Here is a 24,090-nt window from a genome sequence, read left to right as displayed (position 1 = left end):
CTTTAATCAAACAATGGCTAAACCTTTTAAGTGGACATATAAGGGCAAAGTTTTGGCTATTTAATGGTCTGCTTATTTACGCCGTTCTGTACTAGTTACTTTAACTGCGAAACACTTGGCGAAAACCAAAATAGGCGATCGCATCTTTCATATTTGAGACAAAACGTTTTAGCATACCCATGCGGGTGTCGGTGACGTATTCCAAAGTTAAGACAATGCGCTGTTCGTTGTCACCTAAAGGGGTAACTCTGTGGTAAAGTTTGTCACCATTGAATAATACTAGAGTACCAGGAGTTAAGGAGAGTGATCGCGTTTGTGTCTCCCGTTCAGGAATATCTTTGTAGAGTTGATATTCCAGCTTACTGGATGAGTTGTCAACCAAACCAAGCAACACAGTATAGCGTTTACCGTGATAGTAAGAGGTATCGTAATGATACTGGATATGGTCTCCAGGCTCAGTGTAATAGTATAGCGCGTAAGTATGGGGATCTGAATCAGGACAGGGAAGGAGTTTTTCTGCCGTAATTTGGTTGAGGAACTCGAAAAAGGCACTGAGTTGATAAAACTCTCCGAAAATCGGAGCAAGGCTATCTAAGCTATAGCGGCTGATACTACCGCCCTTTTTATGATTGGGAATATAGTTGCGGTTGATAGCAGGTTGCAAAGTCGGCAACAACGCCAACAACTGCTCAATGATGGAGTTAGGGACAAAGTTATCCACTACCAAAAATTCATTTTGATCTTGAAACTCTGCTTGAAGTTTCTGGTAATCAACGGCTGCTATAGCTTTATCAATTTCAGTTTGAAGCTCCATTGATAATTTGATCCTAATATCAGGATTGCAAAAATAAACATACCATTCAATAAAGCTAATAAGTCTGTTTTATTAGCTTCCTGCCCAATGCCCCGTTAGATTAGTTTGATTCAGGCTGCGGGAGTATCCAAAATTGCCAAATTACCCATATAGCAAAGCTTGGCGCTCCAATTGTCGCTGCCATTAATAATGGCTCTAGTCCATTTAGTAAGGGAACTATGGGAAACAAATACAGCACGTCTTCAATGTCAAAGCCGGCGAAATTTGGTTGACGGCTGGCGTCTTTACCTAAACGTTGTTCCATTTGGTTTCGCAAATGAAAGATGCAAGCAACAGACACGCCAGATACTATCCCCATCACCAACGCCCACCAACCAAATTTTCCCTCCCTCAAACCATATCCAATACACACAAACAATAGAATATGGATGATGGCGTCACTAACAAGGTCATATTGATGTCCCCATTTGCTGCTTTTCCCACTCAAACGAGCTAATTCACCGTCTGTATGATCGAGAAAGTTAGATAAAGCAAATAGCCATGCCCCAATGTTAACCCAAATGGTATTACCAACTGCGAGGGCGACAGCAGCCGCCAACCCTGTCAAAAGTCGCACTGTAGTAAGATGATTGGGATTTACCCAACTGTCTTTTAGAGGTTTAATTAGCCAGTAAGCAAGTTGAGCATCCCAAGGCTTTGCGATCATAGATGAACTTAAATTTAATCTGGTCTTGGAATATATATATAGCGGTTCTCGTTTGGATGCAACACGCGCTAGGGCAGCACTGCTATCATACGTGTACAACTTAAGCCGACAACTATATCAGACAGGCGTTTTGCAAATCCATCACGCCCTCATCCCCTAACCCCTTCTCCCAAAGGAGAAGGGGAATTGAATGTCTATCTCCCCTCTCTCTTGGGAGAGGGGCTGGGGGTGAGGGCAAAACGTTTTCACCAAGCGGGTTTAGCTATGCGCCCCTATTAGTCAAAACCTTAATTGATAATTCATAATTTTTGTCTTCTGGTACTAATAGCTTTCCATCTTTAGTTAGCTTCAGTTGTTGTCCCCGCCACTCTATAGTGTTACCAATAAAGCCAAAACACCAAATAACAAAGCTTAACAAGTCGCACACAATAACGAGCCATAAAAACTTTTTGACTATTGGATCTTTTAAACTAATAGTACCAACAACCCAAGCCATCACCAATCTTGTTATCCAACAGATAGATAATCCTAGCCATCCTAATATTGAACCATTGGTGGTAATCAGTAGCAACAAGCTAGTGACGACACCATAGGTAAAAATTAGTCCTAGATAACCCCAAGGACGAGAAACTCGTTTACCACGCGCCCAACGGATTTGTCGTCTGATGGCATCAATTAAGTTGTTGCTTATTTGTACGTGTTCAACTATATAGTCAGAAAGCACAACTTTGTAACCTGCTTGGACAGGTAGATAGCCTAGTTGAAAATCATCTGCCAGATAATCAGCGATCGCTTCAAATCCACCAATAGCTTCTAGTACTTTTTTCGGGATGACAATGGTAGAACCAAAGGCAAATTTTATACCATTTTCTTTAATGTTGCTGACTAAAACCCCGGCGTGAAATTCAGTAGTAGTACTAATAGCTTCTAATCTCGATATCCATCCTTGAGTTACGGTTCGATACATACAGGTAACTACACCCACGTTTTTATCTTGCAACGGCTGGATAACTCTCTGCAAATAGTCACCTCCAACTCGAATATCACTATCAGCAAGGACTAGAATTTCGTATTTAGCTTTGGCTGCGGCATTGGCTAAGTTGCTAATTTTCAGGTTTGTACCAATGACGCGATCGCTTACAATCAGCAAAATATCCAAATCTGAAAAATTGTAGATGATTTTCTTTATAATCTCTATGCAAGGGTCTTGATAATTTCGTACTGCAAAGATGATTTGATATTTGGGATAGTCCTGCTGACAAAATGAGGCTAGGTTTTCATAAGCATTACTATCAAGGCCACAAATGGGTTTGAGGATACTAACAGGTGGATGAAACTCTTGATCAATTGCCTGGGGAGCAGCAAAAAAAGTTATTGCTGCATAAATTGCATAGCAATAAAACAAAACAGATGGTATGCACAAAATTAGGAGAAAATAACTAGCGATCGCATGAAAATTTGTTAAGAAATTAGATGCAAACATAGCCATTTATTACCAGGCAATTAGTATTAGCATTTTCTAGATTCACTGCCGATAAGTTTAGGATTTTTGTATGTACGTTAGATGGGATTTAGATGACAAAGTTATTACTTTGAATTATGACAAATCAAATTTAGGTGATACGTTGGGATAAGAAATGATGGTTAGTAATTTCAAAGCCATTATTCAAGAGCGCTTCGCGTACCTGACGACTTAACAATGCAGCCAGTTCTGCTTCGCCTGTCCCTAGTTCTCCATTTGCGTTGGCGAAGCCCGCCGCAGGCATCGCTGGATGAGAGTAAATCTCCACCAAGTTTGCCTGAATCTGAGGTATCAATCCCAGTAAATATTCTTCTGTAATGCCCCCAGTTTGCAATAAACCGTAAACTCTTTGGGTAAAGCTAATACCTTGAGACTGTAGCAGTTTCTCACCATAGCGGCGTAGTCTGCCAAATACTCCTGACCAAACTAGCTTTGTCAGTAGATGACTGCGATTAACTCTCAAGGTCATTCCTAGTTCTTCACTAGGAAGACGAATTACTTTAATATCAAATTCTGCTGCCAAGTCAACTAAAATTCGCAAAACTACTGGATGTATGTGCAAATGCAAATGTCCATCGACATGAGAAAGAGGTAAACCAGTAGAACAGTATTTTTCTAATTGGGCGCGAATTTCTTGGCGCAATTCTTGATGGGTTTCCTTAATAAATTGATAGCGCAAACCGGCGAAAAATGGACTGTTGGAAAAGTTACCTTGTTTGTCAACTAAATGGGGAATTTGCTCTGGCGGTAACACAGAACGACCACATACCAACACAAGATGTAGTCCAACAGCCAAATTTGGATTCGCTTTTGCCGAAGTGACAGCCTCTTTTGCAGCATCAGCGCTCACCATCAGGCTGGTACTAGTTAGCACTCCTTCTTTATGTGCTTTGATAATTGCTTGATTAACTCCTTCAGAGAAACCAAAGTCATCACCATTGATGATGGCGAATCGCTGTGCTTGCATAAGTTTTAGATTTTTCTGTATTTTTTCTGATAATTGAGCTATTGAGTTAGACTGACGCCGATCCAATCCAAAATTCAAAATGAACAACTAACCAACAACTACTGATTCTGCTTTTGCTGTTGCTTGGGTGCGACGATCTTTCAAGTATGAGAAAAATTCCCGTCCTTCACGCAAGCGGCGCACTAACATTTGGGGATCGGTGAGCATTTCACCAACAATTGGGATAATCGCTCTGGGACGAAAGTAAAACTTACGATACATTCTCTCAACTGCATCCTCAATCTCAGCACTGGAGAGATTTGGATATTGCAGTGTAGACATTTGAATTCCTGAACTAGCAACTAAGGACTTGTTGCTAAACCAATTATTTTCTTGTGCTTGACGATAAAGTTCTGTTCCAGGATAAGGAGCTGCGATGGAAACTTGAATTGTATGAGGACTAATCTCACAAGCAAACCGGACTGTTTCTTCAATTGTTTGTGGGGTTTCGTCGGGTAAACCAATGATAAATGTGCCGTGGACAGTAATGCCAAGTTTATGACAATTTTCCATAAACTTCCGCGCGACTTCTAACTTGATTCCTTTCTTAATACCATCTAGAATTTGCTGATTTCCAGATTCAAATCCGACTAAAAGTAGGCGTAAGCCGTTATCGCGTAGTTGTTTTAGGGTGTCATAGTCGAGATTTGCACGAGCGTTGCAACTCCAAGTCAGTTTGAGTCGCCGCAGATGTTCGCTAATTGCGATCGCTCGATGTTTGTCTATAGTAAATGTGTCATCATCAAACATATATTCCCGCACTTTGTCACCGAAGATCGCTTTCGCTTCTTCCATCTCGCGGCCAACAGCTTCGGGGCTTTTTGTGCGGTATAAGTGTCCGCCAATTGTTTGCGGCCAAAGACAAAAGGTACATTTTGCCGGACAGCCGCGCCCAGTATAAAAGGAAATGTATGGATGCAATAAGTAGCCAATAAAGTATTTGGTAATATCTAGATCGCGATGATAAATCGGCAATACACTGGGCATCAAATCCCAATCGTGAATTAAGGGACGATCTTGATTATGATGGATATTACCCTGGCGATCGCGGTAGCTTAAACCTGTAATTTCTTCCCAAGATTTCCCTTCGGCTATTTCTTTGCAGGTATAGTCAAATTCGTGACGACACACAAAGTCAATAATTGGATTTTCAACCAACGTCTGTTCTGGTAATACTGCAACGTGCGCTCCAATTAAGCCAATCTTGACATCAGGGTTTTGAGCTTTGATTGTCTCGGCACACTTGACATCATTAGCCAGCGAAGGCGTGCTGGTGTGCATGATAATTAGCTCGTAATCTTGAGCAATTTCGATGACATCTTCTACTGTTTGACCGTGTGGGGGTGCATCAATAAGCTTGCTACCAGACACAAGGGCTGCGGGTTGCGCCAACCATGTTGGATACCAGAAGGAAGTAATTTCGCGCTTGGCTTGGTATCGGGAACCTGCACCACCATCAAACCCATCGAAGGAAGGAGGACTGAGAAACAAAGTTTTTTTCACAGGTAGATTTCCCTTTGCAGGTTTTAGCTAACACTTTTTTAGGATAAAACCTAAAGGGCAGCAGATGCGATCGCAGTTCTAAATCATTCATTAAATTTTCTATTTCTCTCTCTTTAGCGAAAAATATTTTTTAATCTGAGGTACAAATCTCTGCGTACCTCTGCGCTTTACTTTGCGTTCCTCTGCGTTTCAAAATATTATCTGTACCTCACTTAACAGGGAATCGCTATAACCAAGCTTTTGTTGATTTGGAATGATTGGTTTATTTTTGCCGTGTTGTACCAGATTGGTCAGCGAATGTTTTGAACTCGACAGCATCATGACTACAGAACAAGCGTACACCTTTATTGCGATCGCTTGATAATGCGCGTAGCCGATCTTGATTGAGCAATCGAGCTTTGCGATCCACTTCCATCATCCATTGGTAGGCGCGTAAACCTGGCGTGCAGCTTTTTTTGGCTGAGTCCATCTCGTGCCGATAAAAATAGGCATCACCTGCGTGCAAAAGCCAACCCTCTGGTGTATCAATGGCAACACCAGCATGACCCCGCGTGTGACCAACAAGGGGAATGAGGAGAATTTCTGGCGGTAGCCCATCGAGGTTACGTACTGCTTCAAAACCGAACCAAGGTTCGCCTCCCGCCGAATAGTACTTCCAGTGCTTAACCTCATCCCATTGTTCTGGACGAAAGCGCCTTTTGGCGATGAAGCCGCCCCGATCCTGGGCGGTTTCCATCTCAGTCTGCATTACGTGTACGGTTGCTTCCGGGAAATCCTCTAGACCACCGGCATGATCGAAATCGAGGTGGGTAAGCACTATATGACGCACATCTCGCGCAGAAAATCCCAACTTCTCAATTTGATCGACTGCTGTGTATTTTTTATCAAACTGGACGCCATTGAAATGAATGAAGAACGGACTGAGGCGGGAGTAAGGCGAGTTGATATCGCGCAGTCCAAAGCCGGTATCAATCAGAACAAGTCCCTGCTCTGTCTCGATCAGCAGACAGTGGCAGACGAGGTGAGCCTTCGGGCCGCGACTGAAGCCATCGAAGAGGGCCCCGCCAATCGGGCACATACAGCCGCAATTGAGATGATGAATTTGCATAAATCCTCCGTTACGACTTTGACAGTCAAAGTGAGTAAGGACACACAGCTGTGCGCCCCTACAGATGTGCAAATAATTTGGGATAACTTATTTTTTGCAAGTCCGTTAGCCCAGGCGATCGCACCCCGCTTAAAATGAGTCTTGATTAGGTGCAAATTAGTTGTTGCCTGACCCCGGCTCACTGAGCTTGCGGTGCTGTTCAGCACTGACTGTATCAGGTAAAACCTTACTAACATTCGCCAGAAGCTTCGTTTTGAGGGAACCGGCGATGATCTCATCTTTGCCTGCCATCAAGGCTTCAAAACCCTGCTTGGCGACCTCAGCCGGATCGTCCTTTTGATCCGTGCCCACGTTCGTGTCGTCCATACCCGCGCGGTGGAAGAAGTTGGTATCGGTGGGTCCCGGCATGAGGGCGGTGACGGTAACGCCCGTATCCTTCAATTCGTTGCGTAACCCCTCCGAAAAGGAATGCACAAAAGCCTTGGAGGCGGCGTAGACTGTCTCAAACGGGCCGGGCATCAGGGCGGCAATCGACGATGTGAAAAGGATTCGACCCTTGCCAAGCTCAACCATATCCTTCACTACCCGTTTGGCAAGATGTACAGAGGATACGACATTTAGATCGATCAAATTGAGTTCGTCCTTGAGATCGGTTTCACGCGCGAAATCACCACCGACCCCAACACCTGCGTTGATAGCGATCGCATCTACTGGTCGCCCAGTCGCCTTAATCTGGTTGTAGAGTGTCTCAACTCCGTCATAGCTAGCGAGATCGGCCTGCACCGTCTCAACTTTAGCACCCAGACCCTCGAAGGCACTAGCCGCTTCGTCAATGCTCGATCCGGTGGCTGTAACTAGGAGATCGAAGCCGTTTTGAGCAAACTGTTTTGCAAGTTCATAACCGATGCCGTTAGAAGCACCTGTCACGACAGCCAAGGGTCGGGTCAATGAACTGTTCATAACCATCTAAAATTCCTATGTAACTGTTCCACACTCGCTGGCGATAGCTTGCTTTTATCGCTACCAAAAATTGCGGGACTGTGGGCTTTCAACCCTTACAATCTTAGGTAGGTAGCAGTGTGGTTACGTCTTTCCAAGGAAGTATCGCGAGTGTATCTTCAAGGTTACTTTTTTACAGTTCTGTATATACCTCTAACAGATTTTCAGGCTCTCAAAACTTATTTTAATTGTTACCTTAGCTACGAACTTTCGTAACGATTTTTTGGGAATAAAACGAAGCTGATTCTTCATTTTTGGCACAATCTTGGGCAAACTTAATCAAATGGTGTCCGACAAGTCCAACGTGAACCAAATTTTCAATGTTACCTGCTTTTAGTGCTGGCTTGGCCATTTTCCAGAAAGTTTGACGATAGTTACTAAATAAGCCTATCCGCACCAAAATATTAGTTAAATAAGTTAAACCCTTGCGAATATTAGCCGCAGAAGTCCGAGAGGGGCTGTTAGGAACTTCGATGCGATTTGGATAGGTGTGTTCCATATTGTAGGCAAATCGCTGATATAAAAATTCTGGCTCATAAGCAGTTGTAATGCAACGCCGCCACATCTCAACAACTTGTTCGTAGGGCATCAAAAACTTAACATTTGATTCGCGGTTTTCATCAAAGAGAAGTCGCCCTTCTGCTTCTAACCTCCGCCATAATGGAGTTCTAGGTAATGCATGAAGCAGGTTAATTGTCAACATGGGAATTTGCGATGCCCGAATAAATTCGATAATTCGGTCTGCGGTTTCTAGTGTATCTGTATCTAACCCGATAATGATTCCAGAAACTACTTCCATGCCATAACTATTTAAAACCTGAATTGCTTTTAAGATTGGCATACTCAGATTTTGGTCTTTGGAAATCGCATGGAGGGCATTTGGTTCGGGTGTTTCGATACCGCAAAAGATTGTGCAGAAATAAGCTTCGCGCATCATTTCCAGCAGCTTTGGACTTTGGGCTAAATTCAGCGTTGCTTCACAAGCAAACTGGATGGGGTAGCCATTGCGTTTTTGCCAGTCAATCAGATGAGGAAGTAACTTCATAGCGGCGCGGCGATCGCCAACAAAGTTATCATCAACAAAATACACTGCTCCTAAATTGCCAGATTGTCGCATTGCATCTAACTCAGCGACTACCTGCTCTGGCGTTTTCATCCGGGGACTGTTGCCATAGAGTTCGGGAATATCACAAAACTCGCAGTGATAAGGGCAACCACTAGAAAACTGCACATTTGCTAGGAAATAATCATTGATATTCAGCAAATGATAAGCTGGGGTGGGAAACTCTGTTAAGGGTAAGCGTTCCTTGGTTTCAAAGCGAATTTGTTGTTGCGGGCGTTGAGAGTTTTGGTCTAGATATTCGATCATGCGATCGCTAGCATCTCCCAATTCACCCAAGTGTAAAATGTCAAATTCAGGATAATATTCTGGACACCCAGATACCGAAGGGCCACCCACAACTGTGATTTTTCCGGCTCGATGGGCAAGTTCGTTAATTTGATTAATCTGTGGTTTTTGAATGTGCATTCCACTCACAATCACCACATCAGCCCATTGATAATCAGCCCGCGTTGCTGATTTGACATTTTCATCAATAAACCGCACTTCCCATTCTTTAGGTAAGTAAGCAGCCACAATTAAAATACCTTGGGGTGGCATAAAGGCCCGAACATTACCCATGAGTGGGTAAGCGTAATGAAAAGTACCAAAGGAACGGCTGTACTTAGGAAAAATACACAGAATGCGTCGATGGTGCAAAGGAACGTAACGGGTTCCTTGATTGACAGGAGCGGTTTTGGAATCGCCCGTTACATTAATTTCGTTCTCTAAAGACTTTAAATTCACAGTCATCGCAAATTTCACCCTGGAAAACTGAGCAGGTAATTTGACAGTTTATTGACATAATTAGCTGTAATTCCAACTAGCTTACCAAAGAAAGGCAGGAGACAGAAGGAATTAGAAATGTATTTTTGCTCAAAGCAAAATCCTAGCTGTCTTCTGCCTGATTCATCGTGATATTTGAACGGGTGTTTAACTGATAAAATATAAAATCTACCCTAGCAATGAAAATTTAATTAGTTGGCAAACAGCAATTATGGAAATCGCGCATGAGACATAAAAAAAGAGATTTTCATTTTTTGTTGTATTCAACGGGGTATAGGCATCTGTCATGAATTTGATTTACTTTCTTTTGCGTTCTTCTTGGGGGATGGTAGCGATCGCGATCGCTACCGGATTTTTGAGCGGCGGTAGTAGTGCTGGCTTGATTGCCTTAATTAGCCATGCTGCAAGTAGCGGTAGTTCTTCCCGCCTCACATCGATAATTTGGGGTTTTGCGGGGCTGGCTATAGTTGCACTAATTACCAGTATCGTTTCTCAAGTGATGCTGATTCGCCTTTCTCAGAATGCAGTTTTGCAATTAAGGATGCGTTTAAGTCGCCAGATTCTCGCTTCCGAGTTGAGCCATCTGGAACGCTTAGGGAATCCTCGATTATTGGCAACTTTAACAGAAGATATTCAGGCGGTTGCCAATGCTGTTTATCAGATGCCTTTCATTTTTATTAATTTAGCGATCGTCTTGGGTTGTATAACATATATAACCTGGCTTTCTTGGTTAGTATTGTTGATGGTTTGTGGGATTTCAGTAGTTGCGATCGCTAGTTGTCAGTGGCTACTCAACAGAGGCGGGCAATTACTTACTTTAGCTCGTGAAGATGAAGATCATCTGTTTAAACATTTTCGCACTATTACCGAAGGAGTCAAGGAACTTAAACTAAATTACAAACGGCGTGAAGACTTTTTAGAAGAGAAATTACAATCAACTGCTAACGAATTTCGTCATCATAACGTTAACGGTCTAAGCCTTTTTGCCATGACTTCAAGTTGGGGTCAACTCATATTCTTTTTTGCTCTCGGTTTTGTACTGTTTGTCCTGCCTAATCTGCTTACTATCAATCCCGAAACTCTCTCTGGCTACATTTTGACCTTCACTTACTTGGTGTTACCAATGGATAACATCATTAGTAAACTTCCTCTATTAAGCAAAGCTAGCATTGCCTTACAAAAAATTGAGTCATTGGGTTTATCTCTAGCTAGTCGAACAGAAATATCCACTGTTCCCCCTGCTCTGAAATCTGATTGGCACAGGTTAAAATTTCAAAGTGTTACCCACACTTACTACACAGAGCAAGAAGACAATAGTTTTATTTTTGGCCCCGTCGATATAACACTTTATCCTCAAGAATTAGTCTTCATTGTCGGCGGTAATGGTAGCGGTAAATCTACATTAGCTAAATTAATTACTGGGCTTTATGTACCAGAAAACGGCGAAATCTGGTTTGATGATGAGTTAATTAGCGAAGAGAATCGAGAATGGTATCGCCAACATTTTTCCGTGGTATTTTCCGACTTTTATTTATTTGAAGAACTTTTAGGATTAAAAAATTATAACTTGGATTCTCAAGCCAGAAAATATTTACAAAAACTGCAACTAGACCAGAAGGTAAAAGTTGAAAATGGACAAATTTCTACCACTGCTCTTTCCCAAGGACAACGAAAACGCCTAGCTTTACTCACAGCCTACTTGGAAGATCGACCAATTTATTTATTTGATGAGTGGGCAGCCGATCAAGATCCAGTATTCAAAGAAATATTCTACACTCAACTTCTTCCAGAATTGCGATCGCGGGGTAAAACAGTGCTGGTGATTAGCCATGACGATCGCTATTTTCATTTAGCAGACCGAATTATCAAACTTGACTATGGAAAAATAGAGTACGATAAAACTTAATCTGACAAAACAATTGATAATTGTTAAAAGAATATTTGGAGTTTGACTAAATAAAACTAATGTCTGAACAAAAGCCCATAAGTCCTTGGAATTACAAACCTTGGTGGTGTCAACCCTGGTCTATAGTTCTCACAGGTGTCACACTGATTGGTGGTAGCTGGTTACTATTTAAAACTATCTGGCTAACAGTTCTCGTTTCCATCCCGATAGGAACGTGGATGGCATTTTTTATGTTGTTTTGGCCACAACTAATGATTCGCAGTGGAATTTTGGAGTCGTATAAAGAGTAGTTAGAGCTTAATGTAATGCTGGAAATTAGTCCAGATAGAGAAAATTATGCCACTGTCTTCAGAGATTTAGCATTTCAGATCGTGTCCAGCTAATTATATCAAGTTCGGGTGATTACTTGTAATAAAATCTATCAATGTAGCGACTGTCTTAAAAGTCAAGCGTAGGCGTAGCCCGCACTTCTCTATAAGCAGTATTTATACTGTAAAAAAGATGATCTGAGTCACAACGAGTTTTCAGTCTCTTTTTCTGACAATAAAAAAAGGTAGGATTCTCAAGTAGCAATAGTTTTGAGATAGGGATTATCTACCTTAATGGAAAAAAATATATATGCTCAAATTATTTAACCGTTATCTTATTGGGATATTTTAAAAAGATAAATTGTGGTGTGGTTTAATCATATTTGTGTAATAAAAGTTTATTTTTTTAACAGTATTTGTGTTTAGCGATCGCACCTTTTTTCCCAACCTCACAAAATCGCATTGCTCCCCATATTCATCACATTGATGGCAACCATAATAACTGGAAATCCCAAAATATGATGGCAGTACATCAATCCTGTCACCAATATATCCACATGAGCAAAAGGGATACTTAAGATTGTCGAGAGCCGGAGACACGGAAATGGGTATGTCCGGTTCTAAATGGGAGGGGCGGGAGATAGTACTCCCCCTCGCTCTAACTCAATACCTCCAACTCGCGGACTCGCATAGGTAAAATACTTTACTAGTAATACTTAGAAATATTCCCCGATACTCAGATCAACTCATGTGATTCGACACTAGCCAATAGGCGAAAAATCGAGGTAAGTCTAAAGAAATATTAAAGGCAAAATGATAAAACAAAAATCAAGATACATTTAGATAGATTTGAATACCATCAACAACATAGTACCAATCTTCAAATTTGAAGATTAATACTTTTGCTTGGGGTAATTTAATTAAGCTGAACGGTTTGCTAATTAATTAGAACAATAAGCAATGAATTGCTTGCGACGAAGAAACTATCACATGAAAAACTCTGCCTTGACTCTTATTCGTAGTGTTTTAGCCGCCTCGGTCATCACTACATCGCTCACATTTAGCTTCACTGCACCGTCTTTAGCTCAGGCTCATACGACTGTACGGTTTTCCACTGGCAAAGACGACACTTTTATACGGTCTTCGATCGCGGGCAACCAATACCATGACTACATTCTGAATGCGCGGGCAGGGCAGAGGCTGTCGGTTTCGTTGATTACCAAAGGATCGGCATACTTCAACATTCTCTCACCAGGCAGCACAGATCGGGCAATTTATAACAGCTCAATATCGGGCAACGACGGAAGCGTTCGTTTGTCACAGAGTGGCAACTATACAGTTCGTGTATATCTAAAGGGTGGCAATAAGGACAGAAATCGAACGATTCCTTTTGAACTTTCAGTCGGTATCTTGTGATGATTGCTTTTCAATACTAGACAAAAGCTTGAAAACTGTTAGGAGCGATGCGATAAACGTATCGCTCCTAACAGTTTTCTCAATCGCTGGAAGTGCAAGAGTCTAAACACCTCCAACAGCATATTATGTGCGGGATCTTAGGCAGAAATTTTCTGCCCAATATAATATACTTCGGCGCTACAAACGACCATCTTTTGAGACATGGCAAGACACAAATCAGCCTCATCAGCTTCACGCCTGTTTAGCACCGCAAAAAGGAAAATTGTATGTCCCCCCTAAGACACGAAGCCCCTGTACCGGTTGAATATCGACTGCTTGGACTCGATCGTCGGCTCATTTGGCCGACGGTGAGCGTTTATCTTGTGGTGTTTTTATGGTCGGGAGTCATGCCAGCCATCAACGAGGCTATTCATAACAAGGAGGTTTTAGCAGGGACAGCTTATAATGTCGGCCCTGTAAGTTTTACGCCAACCCAAGGCTGGGTGATAACTAAGACCCCATTCCCTGTCGGGAGTTCATCAACCGCAGTGGTCTTCAAAGATGGCGTCACGTTTAGCGTCAAGAGCGGTGTGTGGAAGGGAACTGCCGAGGAACTCCTCAACCAGATCGTGAAAGACCAGAATGAATTTGTTGTCGAGGGTAAATTAGTTCCCGTTACAACACTGCAAAAGGTTGCCGGAGTAGCTAAGAGAATTAATGGTTCCGACTATACTGGTCTACTGCTCGCATACATCGATGGCAAAGGTCAGGGAGTCCAAGTGATTGTGAAGGGCCCGGCCGCTACCTCCACACAACTGGAGCAACCGATCGCTGACATGATTAAGAGCATCACATTTAAACCAAAGGAGGGCGATTCGTGATTAGCACTTCAAAGAGTGAGGACACAATCCGCAAGGCTGCCATCGATCGTTCAGGCTGGAGCTATCCCGTCCGATTTTTTCAGCCGCACAACCCGGCGTGCTACCTGTATTGGTTGCTCGTGCTGAAAGGCACCTACGTCTTCTGCGGACTTTTGTTCCGTAACGCCATCTATCCCACCGCTCTGTTCATCGCCCTCTCGTCTCAGGCACTATATTGCCTGCCTTGGATCTGGTTTCTCACGCACAAAGATCGGTATGAACGTGAGCCAGCCAAGCTCGCGCTGCTCGGCTTCCTCTGGGGGGGACTAGTAGCGCCGTGGGTCATGGCGCTCCCTGGCAATGCTGCAATCCTATCGCTAATAGCGAAGCTGACCAGCTTCGACTTTTATAGCCATTGGAGTCCGCCCATCACGGCACCGATTGTAGAGGAAAGCGCCAAATTCGTCGGGCTTGTCATGCTCGCTTTACTAGCACGCAACCATGTCCGCAACGCCTACGACGGGTTTCTGCTTGGTGCGTTTGTGGGTCTCGGCTTTCAGGTCTTTGAAAACGTGTCTTACATTGTGGGCGCCCCCGACGCAAGCTTCGGATCGCAGCAGGTTGCTGATGCGTTGCAGGTATTGGTAGCGCGCACAGCGGTCGGTTTCTGGAGTCACTCGCTCTACACGGCGGTTGCGGGTACGGGGTTTGGCTACTTCCTTGAAGCGAAAAATCGCTCGTTCGGCCATCGGCTCGCGGTTTTGGTAGGTTTCTTTCTGTTGGCTTGTCTGGCTCATGCCTGTTGGGATGCCCTTGGCGGGTTTATCGGCTTCGGGCCCATCGGCATTGCCATTGGAACGGTTGCGATTTTGCTTGCGTGGCGGTTCTCCGAGCGGCGTCAGCGGAAGTTTGTCCGCGTCCTGCTCGCTGACGATGTTGCAAACGGAATCGTGACAGAAGCCGAACTGGCTGCGATTTCCAACCGACCGAGAAATCGGCGAGCTTACCTAAGAGAGATCAAGTCCTCATCCGGGACTGACGCGGCAAAACGCGCTGGGTTCATACTCGATGCGGCGATCGATCTTGCAGCAGCAATTGCATCTACGGACAGTCTCGATAGTCCGGCAGCGGAAGCCGCGCGTGCGGAGATTGGGAGGGTGCGCGGTGCAGCACAGTTAGGTCGATTAGAGTAGATTTCAGCCAAAATGCCGAGGTGATCGAGAGTGCCCGATCTCGGACATTGTATCATCTCTGCATAGACGCGCAGAGATGAGCAAAACTGTGCTGCAAAGTTAAGCGATCGCTCAAGCAAATTGTGAGAATAAGTTCCCCGAACCAGTTTCTAACACCAATTTGAAAAATGATTGCGACAGATGGAAAACTGAAACACTTATCCAATGGATGTTTCACAATCCAAAATCTAAAATCCAAAATGGTATAACCCTCGGAACTTACGTAAGTATAAACGAATTAGTGGTATCAAAAACATTAATCCACGATGACATGATGAAAAAGTCTGACAATATAATAAGTTTTGATAATTTTTTGCTAATATTGATATTTATAAGCTTGTTTTGGGCAAAAGACCTTGTAAGTATCTAGATACTTAGGGAATTTGCACAGGGAAAGTTAGGGTAACATGAACAACAGAGCAAACCAAAGGCATGAAGCACATCATATAATACAATATTTCTGTATATTCAACCGAATGTTGATTTTTGTTGCAGAGATGTTAATGTCAGGCAGCCTTGTTGCTGGAGAGGTAATGCTGCGGTTGTTCCAAAATTTACAACGTCCTAGACTTCACTGGCTAAGGCTTAGACGCTCATCTGCGAAAACTCAAGCTGTTCCTCTACCTGACAATGAAGCAGAAAGGCTCAAAGCCCTGGCAGACTACAATATTCTAGATACCCTACCCGAACAAGCTTTTGATGACCTAACTGCTATTGCTGCCTACATTTGTAAGACTCCAATTGCTTTAATTAGCTTAGTTGATAGCGATCGCCAATGGTTTAAATCTAAGGTTGGAATAAAAAATAGCGAAACACCCAGAGATGGGTCTTTTTGCTCCCATGCCATTCTTAAACCACAGGATATATTAGTGGTTCCCAACGCCATTAAAGACGATCGCTTTAATAACAATCCCTTAGTCAAAGGTAATCCCAAAATTCGTTTTTATGCTGGTGTCCCTCTACTTACGCCCGATGGTCTTCCAATCGGCACATTGTGTGTTTTAGATACCATTCCTCATCATCTAAGTTACCAGCAGTTAGATGCACTGCGCCGCCTAAGTCGTCAGGCGATCGCTCAAATAGAACTGATTCAGGAAGTTCGCAACCGCAAACAGGCAGAGATCGAAGGAAGACAGTTATTGCTGACCGATGAACTAACAGGTTTGCATAACCGGCGTGCTTTCTTCCTAATGGCTGCACAGCAGTTGAAAATTGCTCACCGCATGAAAGTGTTTTGCTGGGTTATATTCATTGATTTAGATGGGCTAAAACAGATTAACGACACCCTTGGTCATGATATGGGGGATGCCTTGATTATTGATGCTGGTCGATTAATTAAGCAAAGTTTTCGGAACTCAGATATTGTTGCCCGCTTGGGTGGAGATGAGTTCATTGTTTTCATCTCTAGCTACTTTAAGGACGCTGATAGTATCCAAGCGCGTCTGCAAGCAAATATCGCCAGCTTTAATCAACAGCAAAACTGTAGCTATAAACTTTCGATGAGTATCGGCATAGAGCGTTACTCACCAGAGAGTAATATGTCACTAGAACAACTAATCGCCAAGTCTGACGAATTAATGTATGCTCAAAAGCGTCTCAAGCGACAATCTTTTACATAGAATATCCCATTACGGGAACTCCAAGAAATAAATTATCCAATCTTGTGGGGTGGGCAACATGAGCGCCCAGTTTATATGGCGCTCATGTTGCCCACCCCACAATCAATAATTGAATATTTTTTTATTTGGAAGTTCCTACATAACAGTCTGTAACTACGAATTACGAATTACGAATTATTTTAATTTACTACCTGGCTGCCATGACTGCGGGGGTCATCTTGATTAGTCGTTGGTGCGACTGGGGCTGAAAATTTGGAGACTTTGCCGCTAGCTTGAGCATAAGGAAGAGAGGAACCAGTAACCAAAGCTTCTAAGTTACTAGCCATAATCGTCCGGGGTTGATCGCCGATGGCTTGGGCTATGGTTTCCCCTTGCTGACTCAAAAATACAAAATGGGGAATCCCATCTACCCGATATCTCAGCATTTCTGGCAGCCACTTAGTATTATCTACATTCAGCATGACAAAATTCATCTTGTCAGCATACTCTGTTTCTAGTTGAGTGATATCTGGGGCCATTTTTTGGCAGACAGTACACCAATCAGCATAAAACTCTACTAGAGATGGTTTGCCGTTGGTGATTGCTACTTCTAACGGTGTGGATGCCTCGCTTAACTTAGCTAGAGTTGCCGAGGTTGTTTCAGTTCGCAATCCTAAGACGAGGGAAACGCTAAGTGCGATCGCTACCATTACAATTAAGAAGTTTCTCAGACGCTTCCCGAATGTGGATTCAGGTTTTTCGGGAGAATTAACAGGTGAATCAGTACTCATAACAGAATTGTTAAAACTTATTAAGCAATTTCTTCTTTAGTTTAGCTGACTCCAGGTATTCTATAATTTTTCCACGAATGCTTGAACTGGGGATTCGGCATGGAGAAAAGACAATGTAAACAAGGAAGAGGGGGGAGAAAAGGGAGAGACTTGTTCAAAAACTCCCCCTTGTCCCCCTTCCCCCTTGTCTCCCCTGCTCCCCTATCTACTTAACTTCCAAAATCGCTCCAGTTTCCTTCAAATAAACCCGCGTAAATGGTTCATCTTCACCCAAAGTATAATCTTCAATCAACCCTTTGCGACGAACAGAAATATCGTTGCCTTTTCTAATCACCACAGTCGAACCATCGAAAACATCTCGCGCCAAAATCATCTCAGTTTCGGTGGGATTATCCAAAACTACGATATTACTATTTTGGTAAAATATGCCTTGTTCTTCGAGGATTTCTTCAGGATACTCAGTAATTAGCAAATCCAGTTTGGGATGACGCAGCAAAGTTTGAACATTACTGTTGTAATCTTTGCTTAATACTTTTTTCGAGCGATTCACAAAAACGCCATCACGACAAACAGCACCTATTATCCAGTTGGGATGTTGCAAAAGGATATGGTCAATCGTTGCTTGCAGTTCTTCAACTGAGATTTTGTTAAAGGTAATAATTGGTATCCTGGCATCCGTACCCGATTCAAAAAAGGTTTCTAAAATATGAGAAGGTACATCAACACTTTCACCAACAGAAGGTTTAAGATGCATTAAAACGCCTGGTGCAGCATTGATTTCCAAGATAGCAAAGTTACTGGATTTCCAAGATTCTGCAAGACTTTTAGTAATGACATCAATCCCCAGACAAGTCAGTTGGAAATGTTGGGCAATATCTTGCGCCAAGATAATATTGTCATCATGAACTGTCGGGGTTGCATCGATGCTCATACCTCCGGCTGAAAGATTGGCAACTTTACGTAGGTAGACAGTGCGTTCTTTCTCAATCACGCTGTCTAATGATAAGCGCTGTTCGTCTAGGTAGAGTTCCATCGCTTCATCGATCTGAATTTTACTCATCGGCGAGGTTGGCGTATCTAAACGTGCAGGTTTGCGGTTCTCTTGGCGAATTAACTCTGCAAGCGTTAAATACCCATCACCCACAACCGATGCTGGACGCCGTTCTGTGGCGGCGACAAATCGACCATTGACACACAACAAACGAAAATCCGATCCTGTGATGCTTTTCTCAACAATTATTCGGGTTTGCTGATTTTCGGGAATCGCGGCCACTGAACGATTATAAGCAGATACCAGTTCTTTTGAGTCTTGCACATCAGCCGTGACGCCAATTCCTTTGTGACCTACCACTGGCTTAACTGCCACTGGGTAGCCAATTTCTCTTGCTGCTGCCAAGGCTTCTTTTTCAGAAAAGACAATACTACCTTCAGGCACTGGGAAACCCAAGGTTTTCAAAAATGCCTTACAATCATCTTTGCGGGTAGTAAACTCCGAATCTAAATGGCTATCACAGTTAAATGTTGTTGCTACCCCCCGGACGTGTTTTTTTCCCAAGCCGTATTGCATCAATCCTTCTTCCCACAAATAAAAGGCGGGAATACCTTTCTCGTAGGCTGTTCGCAATAAGGCGTAAACTGTGGGGCCACCGTAGACAGACGCGCGAAATCGATCTTGCAACCTCACCAGCTGCTCATCAAAGGCAAAGTCTTCGTCTTGGGTAATGGCTTCAAACCAGTCCCAAACAAAGTAAACTACCTCTCTAGTTGTGCGTTCATGTAGTGATTGGGCGCTAATCCGTGTGAGATTTGGATATGGCTTCGCACTCCAGCGGTTAAGGTGTAAATCCATGTCCAGCTTTCCGGCTTCGGACACAACTTGGGCAAAGAGATGGGCATAAGATTCGTAGGTTTGATCGCGAAGATTTGGATAGCGATCGCCAATGCTGGCAATATAATCTTCAAGGGGCAAAGGCTCTCTAGAGTCAATTAGAGCAAAATCAAACACTAGCGCCCCTACGTCTAAATAAGGGTTGGGGCCAAGGTAATGCTTGAAGTTGAAAATATCGAAGACATCCGTTCTTCTAGCATTAATGCGGACTAATTCACTGCTTTTTTGTAGAACCATTGATTACGAACCTTCGGCTAAACACCCTGAAATTTTAATGCTGAGTTGTAGTTACTCAGACTTATTGATTGTAGATTGACTCAGGTTAATTTTGGAGAGTAATGGCTTTGCCACTGAGCCAATCAGAACCCACGTTAACTCTATTAGTAAGCATTTTCAACTATCTCAAGGCATAATTGAATCCCCATTCTTCAGCGAGGAATCAATAACGGTCAATTCATCCTCATGAATAATCAAAGATATAACCTTTGAAAGGTGCAACACTCATCCAAAAATTGTATAAATATATGTGGGTTATTAAAAAGACAGCAAAGTATGAATAGCACACAAGCTGCTCTAAGAGATGAAATTCGAGAACTAGCTGACGAAGCTTTTCACCAAAAGCTGATCTCTGGACATGGAGATGGGGCAGACATGAATGAGTATCAAATTGTCTACCAAGGTAAGCCCAGGCATCTCCCACTCGAACAAGCACGTTTTTTCTTAACTAACTTGCTTTACAGAAGTCGGGTTCATTAGGACTTGCCATCAGATATCTATTTGCATCTAGCTAGGGTCAATATCAATTACTTACATCGCCCGATAAATCTCCAATCGACAATTAGCAATATAGCCAAAAATGCCTCTAGAAAATACTTCTAGAGGCAGTTGACGTTCTAAATTTTATTTAGTGATTGGAAAATCAGATAATTTTTCAGAAAAGTATTGTGGTCTAATTGCGATGTCTAACGACAAGCCGCTTCTCTACGTTCCCTGCGGGACGCTTACGCGAACGCGCAGCGTGTCGCAGACAGACGCTTTGCGTAGCTTGCTTCCCCGTAGGAGTATGCGTCTACGCAAATGTTAACCCTACTTTATCAAGGAATCTATCAAAGGGATGATTTGATACATGGAATTGTCATGTTTTAGTGAAATTTATTAACTCAAATCCCAGGGGACATCATGGTGCAAAGTAATATTAAAAGGCAGTTAGTAATTATTGGGGGAGCCGAAGATAAAGAGGGAGATTCCGTAATTTTACGGGACTTTGTACGGCGCGCTGGAGGTACGAAGGCGTACATTGTAATTTTGACAGCAGCCACAGAACTACCAAGAGAAGTGGGAGAAAATTACATCAGAGTGTTTGAGCGGTTGGGAGCCGAAACTGTTCGTATTATTGATACAGAAACCCGTGAAGATGCATCTTCATCTACCGCATTGGAAGCTATTAAGAAAGCAACTGGGGTCTTTTTTACAGGGGGAGACCAAGCTCGTATTACCAGCATCCTCAAGGACACCGAAATCGATGCGGCAATTCACCAGCGCTTTTCTGAAGGTGTAGTGATAGCAGGCACAAGTGCCGGGGCTGCTGTGATGCCAGACGTAATGATTGTGGAAGGCGACTCAGAAACACATCCTCGGATTGAAACTGTCGAAATGGGCCCAGGTATGGGATTTTTACCAGGGGTAGTAATTGACCAGCATTTTTCCCAACGGGGACGGTTGGGACGTTTAATATCAGCTTTGATACTACAGCCTGCTGTCTTAGGATTTGGGATTGACGAAAATACCGCTATGGTGGTGACAGATAACCAAGTTGAAGTAATTGGTGAAGGTGCGGTTACGATTGTTGATGAATCAGAAGCTACATATAACAATATGGGCGAAATTTTGAAGGATGAGTCTTTGGCGATTTGTGGAGCAAAGCTTCATATTTTGCCACATGGCTTTAAATTTGACCTGAAAACTCGTCAGCCTATCCTAAATAATGGCTCTGTGCCAAATGGCTCTCAACCACTTGCTTCCATTAACACTTAACTTTTAGTTATTTCTTCTCCCAAAGGGAAACGCGGCGCTTAGAAAGCATCTTGATTCTGAATTCTGAGTTCTGCATTCTTCTTCAACTAATCGCTGTAACACCCCTGCCTCAACCTTTGGTAAGCAGGGGATATCAAGAAGAATATCAAGGCGATTTCGTTAAACTATAAAAACTGTCAGAACGAATTTGACTGCCATTTCGCCAAACTTCCACTCTTTGTGGAGTGACTAAATAATAAAAACTACCATTATCTGCTCGATATCTGTCTTTACCAATATGCAAAGCTACTATCTTTATAGGCTTGCTTGGTGCTTGCTTCAGTTGCCCAATATAAAATAATTGACCATTTTCTTCACAGACTTTTACGCGAGAGTTTGTAGTCTCACCTTCAATAAGACTAACTCCATTGCATTTAGTATCAGTGTTTACAGGTGCAAAATCTATTGGAATTGGCTGCTGTGAGGGTGAAACTTGATTTACTACTGGGGGTGGCGAGACTGGGCGGTTTGGGTTATCCACTTGCTGAACTTTAGAACCGGAGCCAACACTTGCAGTTACGGATGTCAACAAACGAAGGGGGTCAATTGCTATTCGACCATTTGGATGAACTTCAAAGTGCAGATGAGGTGCTGTACTATTGCCTGTAGATCCCATCTCGGCAATCATTTGACCTTGAATCACCTGTTGACCTTTGCTCACCAACAAACGGCGATTGTGGCCGTAAACAGTAATACTGCCGTCAAGATGTTTAATAGTTATGGCATTTCCTAATCCCCAATTATCCCAACCTGCTTTCACAACTGTACCGGATGCCGCAGCAATAACAGGAGTTCCAGCTGCCCCTGCAATATCAATTCCTTCATGTTGATATTTGCGGAAGCCTTGAGAAATAAACCCTTTAGTTGGCCAGATTAAGTTAGGAGTAGGGATAGGAGTTTGCCCAATTGAGGAATCGCTCGCCAATTGTGTTAAGGCAGATGTAGGTGTAGTTAATACAGCGGTTAAGGATATTAACCCAACTAGTGCATAAGTACGGTATCGATAAGCTATAGCTTTTTTCATAAGTTGTAAGTCTACTAGAACAATAATTCAGACACTTTCTGATTATTTGTTGTTTCAAGCTTACTCGGAAAATATCAGGAAATCTTTAGTGAGTTTGTAGCTTTTTAGCTTGTTAGACTTTGAATTAACCAACGAGGTCTTGATTTTATATATCATGTCCGCAGTAAAAAAATGGGTGAGTTAAACTTGCCTAACCCACCCAATAAAACTAAACATTAAAGAAATTAGCCATTAAAAACGCGACTGCGCCACTTATTCAACCGAGCTTCCCCAATTATGGCAGACCGCCGGGAATCAGCAATTTGCTCTTGCAAAGCTGCAATCTGTTTTTCTTGGGCGTCAGCTTGCTGTTGCAAAGATGTATATTCACCTGTGCTAGTCGGCAAACTGGAAGACTGCCAACTACTACTAAATTTTGTTGTCCCGATGTTGGCAAATGGTCGTAAGTCTGCTAATTGTTGTTGCAAAGTTGCAATCTGGCTTTCTTGCTCTTGAATCTTTTGTCGCAAGCTTTGTTCGGCTGCTGTAGGATCTGGAATAAAGGTATTAACTGGAGCAGCAGTTTCTGGCTTGGGCTTGAATATTTCAGCCAGCAAGGCACTAATATCCGTGAGTTTCTGTCTACCGTAAGGAGCGTTGGTAATTAGCGATCGCACCAGTTGAGGTTCATTATTCGTTGCTAAGTTCTTATCACTGCTAGAGTTGCTCCGCAGCAATTGTAACATATTAGTAAATTCCAATATCTTTTTGCCCGTTTGAGTTTTATAACCCCGGTAATATGGCACTATGTTTTCACCAAAGGCATCTAAATACTCGTCGCTATCAAGATAAGAATCAATATCTGCCTCAAAACCCTCCTCATCTAGAATGTTGCTGTGATGTTTAGTTTCGGAGTAATCATCGGGAGCGCGACCCAGCAAGTGCTTAAAGTTTAGTTCAATTGCCCGATAGCGGTAAACATTATCAAAAAATCTAGAGCGATACAACTCTGATTTGGCAACTTGACGCACAAACTCACGCACATCGATTATGCCTTGCTTGAGTTGGGATTCTGGAACAATGAGCCGCTCACTTTCCATGATGTAGGCATTACCCAACACTTGCCGATAAACTGCCCGAATTACAATTTCAATGTCATCAGCTGAAGCAGTAGTCCACAGTTCGATGGGTTCTGTTTGGGGAAATGCTTGATATTGGCGTCGTCTGGTTTCTTCGTCTAAGAAGGTCTGCATAGTTGGGTTAGTGTGGGTAAGAGTGACTAATTTGTAAAGTAAAAATAAAATTTCTGTAGGGAGCTAGTGCTTTGCTTTGGTTTCTAAAGTTATAGCAACTGGTGAACCAGCGTACTCAAGAGGACATTATGTTAAATGCGAATGGCACTAATAAAAGATACAGCCCTTGCTCTGACTGGAACAAGCCTCTAGGCAGGGAACCCATTCTGGGAGGCTCCGCCTCCAGTAGCTTGACAAGAG

At 42.9% G+C, this 24,090-nt stretch carries 20 protein-coding genes; 8 read left to right on the top strand and 12 right to left on the bottom strand.

Going from position 1 to position 24,090, the window contains the following annotated elements:
* Positions 1-100: 100 nt before the first annotated feature.
* From V7K44_RS29170 to V7K44_RS29145, 6 genes are all read right to left on the bottom strand, one after another.
* A complete protein-coding gene (locus V7K44_RS29170; RefSeq protein WP_334936932.1) occupies positions 101-814 on the bottom strand; it encodes a 2OG-Fe(II) oxygenase in 714 nt (237 codons plus the stop codon).
* Between the two features lie 100 nt (positions 815-914).
* Entirely contained in the window at positions 915-1,520 is a 606-nt protein-coding gene (locus tag V7K44_RS29165; protein ID WP_334936930.1) for a CDP-alcohol phosphatidyltransferase family protein, read from the bottom strand.
* A gap of 262 nt (positions 1,521-1,782) precedes the next feature.
* A complete protein-coding gene (gene hpnI / locus V7K44_RS29160) occupies positions 1,783-3,003 on the bottom strand; it encodes a bacteriohopanetetrol glucosamine biosynthesis glycosyltransferase HpnI (RefSeq protein WP_334936928.1) in 1,221 nt (406 codons plus the stop codon).
* A 130-nt stretch (positions 3,004-3,133) separates the two neighbouring features.
* Entirely contained in the window at positions 3,134-4,009 is an 876-nt protein-coding gene (hpnK, locus tag V7K44_RS29155) for a hopanoid biosynthesis-associated protein HpnK (protein ID WP_334936926.1), read from the bottom strand.
* An 87-nt stretch (positions 4,010-4,096) separates the two neighbouring features.
* A complete protein-coding gene (hpnJ, locus tag V7K44_RS29150) occupies positions 4,097-5,551 on the bottom strand; it encodes a hopanoid biosynthesis associated radical SAM protein HpnJ (protein ID WP_334936924.1) in 1,455 nt (484 codons plus the stop codon).
* Between the two features lie 262 nt (positions 5,552-5,813).
* Entirely contained in the window at positions 5,814-6,524 is a 711-nt protein-coding gene (locus V7K44_RS29145; RefSeq protein ID WP_334936938.1) for an MBL fold metallo-hydrolase, read from the bottom strand.
* On the opposite strand from V7K44_RS29145, the gene V7K44_RS29140 reads away from it, so the two are divergent.
* Complete coding sequence (locus tag V7K44_RS29140) at positions 6,456-6,797, top strand: hypothetical protein (RefSeq protein WP_334936940.1); 342 nt, start codon at positions 6,456-6,458, stop codon at positions 6,795-6,797. The two genes, V7K44_RS29145 and V7K44_RS29140, sit on opposite strands and share 69 nt — an antisense overlap.
* 18 nt (positions 6,798-6,815) lie before the next feature.
* On the opposite strand, the gene V7K44_RS29135 is transcribed toward V7K44_RS29140, so the two are convergent.
* On the bottom strand, positions 6,816-7,619 hold the full coding sequence (locus V7K44_RS29135; RefSeq protein WP_334936922.1) for an SDR family NAD(P)-dependent oxidoreductase: 804 nt from the start codon (positions 7,617-7,619) through the stop codon (positions 6,816-6,818).
* Positions 7,620-7,854: 235 nt separating this feature from the next.
* Positions 7,855-9,510, bottom strand: a complete 1,656-nt coding sequence (locus V7K44_RS29130) for a B12-binding domain-containing radical SAM protein (RefSeq protein ID WP_334936920.1) — start codon at positions 9,508-9,510, stop codon at positions 7,855-7,857.
* Positions 9,511-9,829: 319 nt separating this feature from the next.
* Between V7K44_RS29130 and V7K44_RS29125 the strand changes: the two genes are divergently transcribed.
* The 5 genes from V7K44_RS29125 to V7K44_RS29105 all read left to right on the top strand — a co-directional run bounded on the left by V7K44_RS29125 (position 9,830) and on the right by V7K44_RS29105 (position 16,863).
* Complete coding sequence (locus tag V7K44_RS29125) at positions 9,830-11,449, top strand: cyclic peptide export ABC transporter (RefSeq protein ID WP_334936918.1); 1,620 nt, start codon at positions 9,830-9,832, stop codon at positions 11,447-11,449.
* Between the two features lie 59 nt (positions 11,450-11,508).
* Complete coding sequence (locus V7K44_RS29120; RefSeq protein ID WP_334936916.1) at positions 11,509-11,739, top strand: DUF6737 family protein; 231 nt, start codon at positions 11,509-11,511, stop codon at positions 11,737-11,739.
* Positions 11,740-13,559: 1,820 nt separating this feature from the next.
* Positions 13,560-14,033 carry a hypothetical protein gene (locus tag V7K44_RS29115; protein WP_334936914.1) on the top strand — a complete coding sequence of 158 codons (474 nt, stop codon included), beginning with the start codon at positions 13,560-13,562 and terminating at the stop codon, positions 14,031-14,033.
* A complete protein-coding gene (locus V7K44_RS29110) occupies positions 14,030-15,205 on the top strand; it encodes a PrsW family intramembrane metalloprotease (RefSeq protein ID WP_334936912.1) in 1,176 nt (391 codons plus the stop codon). Before V7K44_RS29115 ends, V7K44_RS29110 begins: the two co-directional genes overlap by 4 nt.
* 542 nt (positions 15,206-15,747) lie before the next feature.
* Complete coding sequence (locus tag V7K44_RS29105) at positions 15,748-16,863, top strand: sensor domain-containing diguanylate cyclase (RefSeq protein ID WP_334936910.1); 1,116 nt, start codon at positions 15,748-15,750, stop codon at positions 16,861-16,863.
* A 179-nt stretch (positions 16,864-17,042) separates the two neighbouring features.
* Here the strand turns inward: V7K44_RS29105 and V7K44_RS29100 are convergent, their stop codons facing one another.
* Together V7K44_RS29100 and V7K44_RS29095 are read right to left on the bottom strand one after the other, a co-directional pair.
* Positions 17,043-17,633, bottom strand: coding sequence for a thioredoxin family protein (locus V7K44_RS29100; protein ID WP_334936908.1), 591 nt, complete (start codon positions 17,631-17,633; stop codon positions 17,043-17,045).
* A 205-nt stretch (positions 17,634-17,838) separates the two neighbouring features.
* Entirely contained in the window at positions 17,839-19,758 is a 1,920-nt protein-coding gene (locus tag V7K44_RS29095) for an ATP-binding protein (protein WP_334936906.1), read from the bottom strand.
* Positions 19,759-20,073: 315 nt separating this feature from the next.
* Here V7K44_RS29095 and V7K44_RS29090 point away from each other — a divergent pair, with 315 nt between their 5' ends.
* Together V7K44_RS29090 and V7K44_RS29085 are read left to right on the top strand one after the other, a co-directional pair.
* Entirely contained in the window at positions 20,074-20,277 is a 204-nt protein-coding gene (locus V7K44_RS29090) for a hypothetical protein (RefSeq protein ID WP_094348985.1), read from the top strand.
* A 423-nt stretch (positions 20,278-20,700) separates the two neighbouring features.
* Positions 20,701-21,555, top strand: a complete 855-nt coding sequence (locus V7K44_RS29085) for a cyanophycinase (RefSeq protein WP_334936904.1) — start codon at positions 20,701-20,703, stop codon at positions 21,553-21,555.
* 145 nt (positions 21,556-21,700) lie between these two features.
* Here V7K44_RS29085 and V7K44_RS29080 read toward each other — a convergent pair whose 3' ends face one another.
* The gene (locus V7K44_RS29080; RefSeq protein WP_334936902.1) at positions 21,701-22,618 is read right to left on the bottom strand and encodes a M23 family metallopeptidase; all 918 of its coding nucleotides are present in this window, start codon (positions 22,616-22,618) and stop codon (positions 21,701-21,703) included.
* 224 nt (positions 22,619-22,842) lie between these two features.
* Positions 22,843-23,850, bottom strand: coding sequence for a phycobilisome rod-core linker polypeptide (locus tag V7K44_RS29075; protein WP_334936900.1), 1,008 nt, complete (start codon positions 23,848-23,850; stop codon positions 22,843-22,845).
* Positions 23,851-24,090 lie beyond the last annotated feature (240 nt).

This window comes from Nostoc sp. (assembly GCF_036917235.1).
GTDB lineage: Bacteria > Cyanobacteriota > Cyanobacteriia > Cyanobacteriales > Nostocaceae > Nostoc.
Note: the sequence above shows the minus strand (reverse complement) of the source record. Positions and strands in the feature narration are given on the sequence as shown.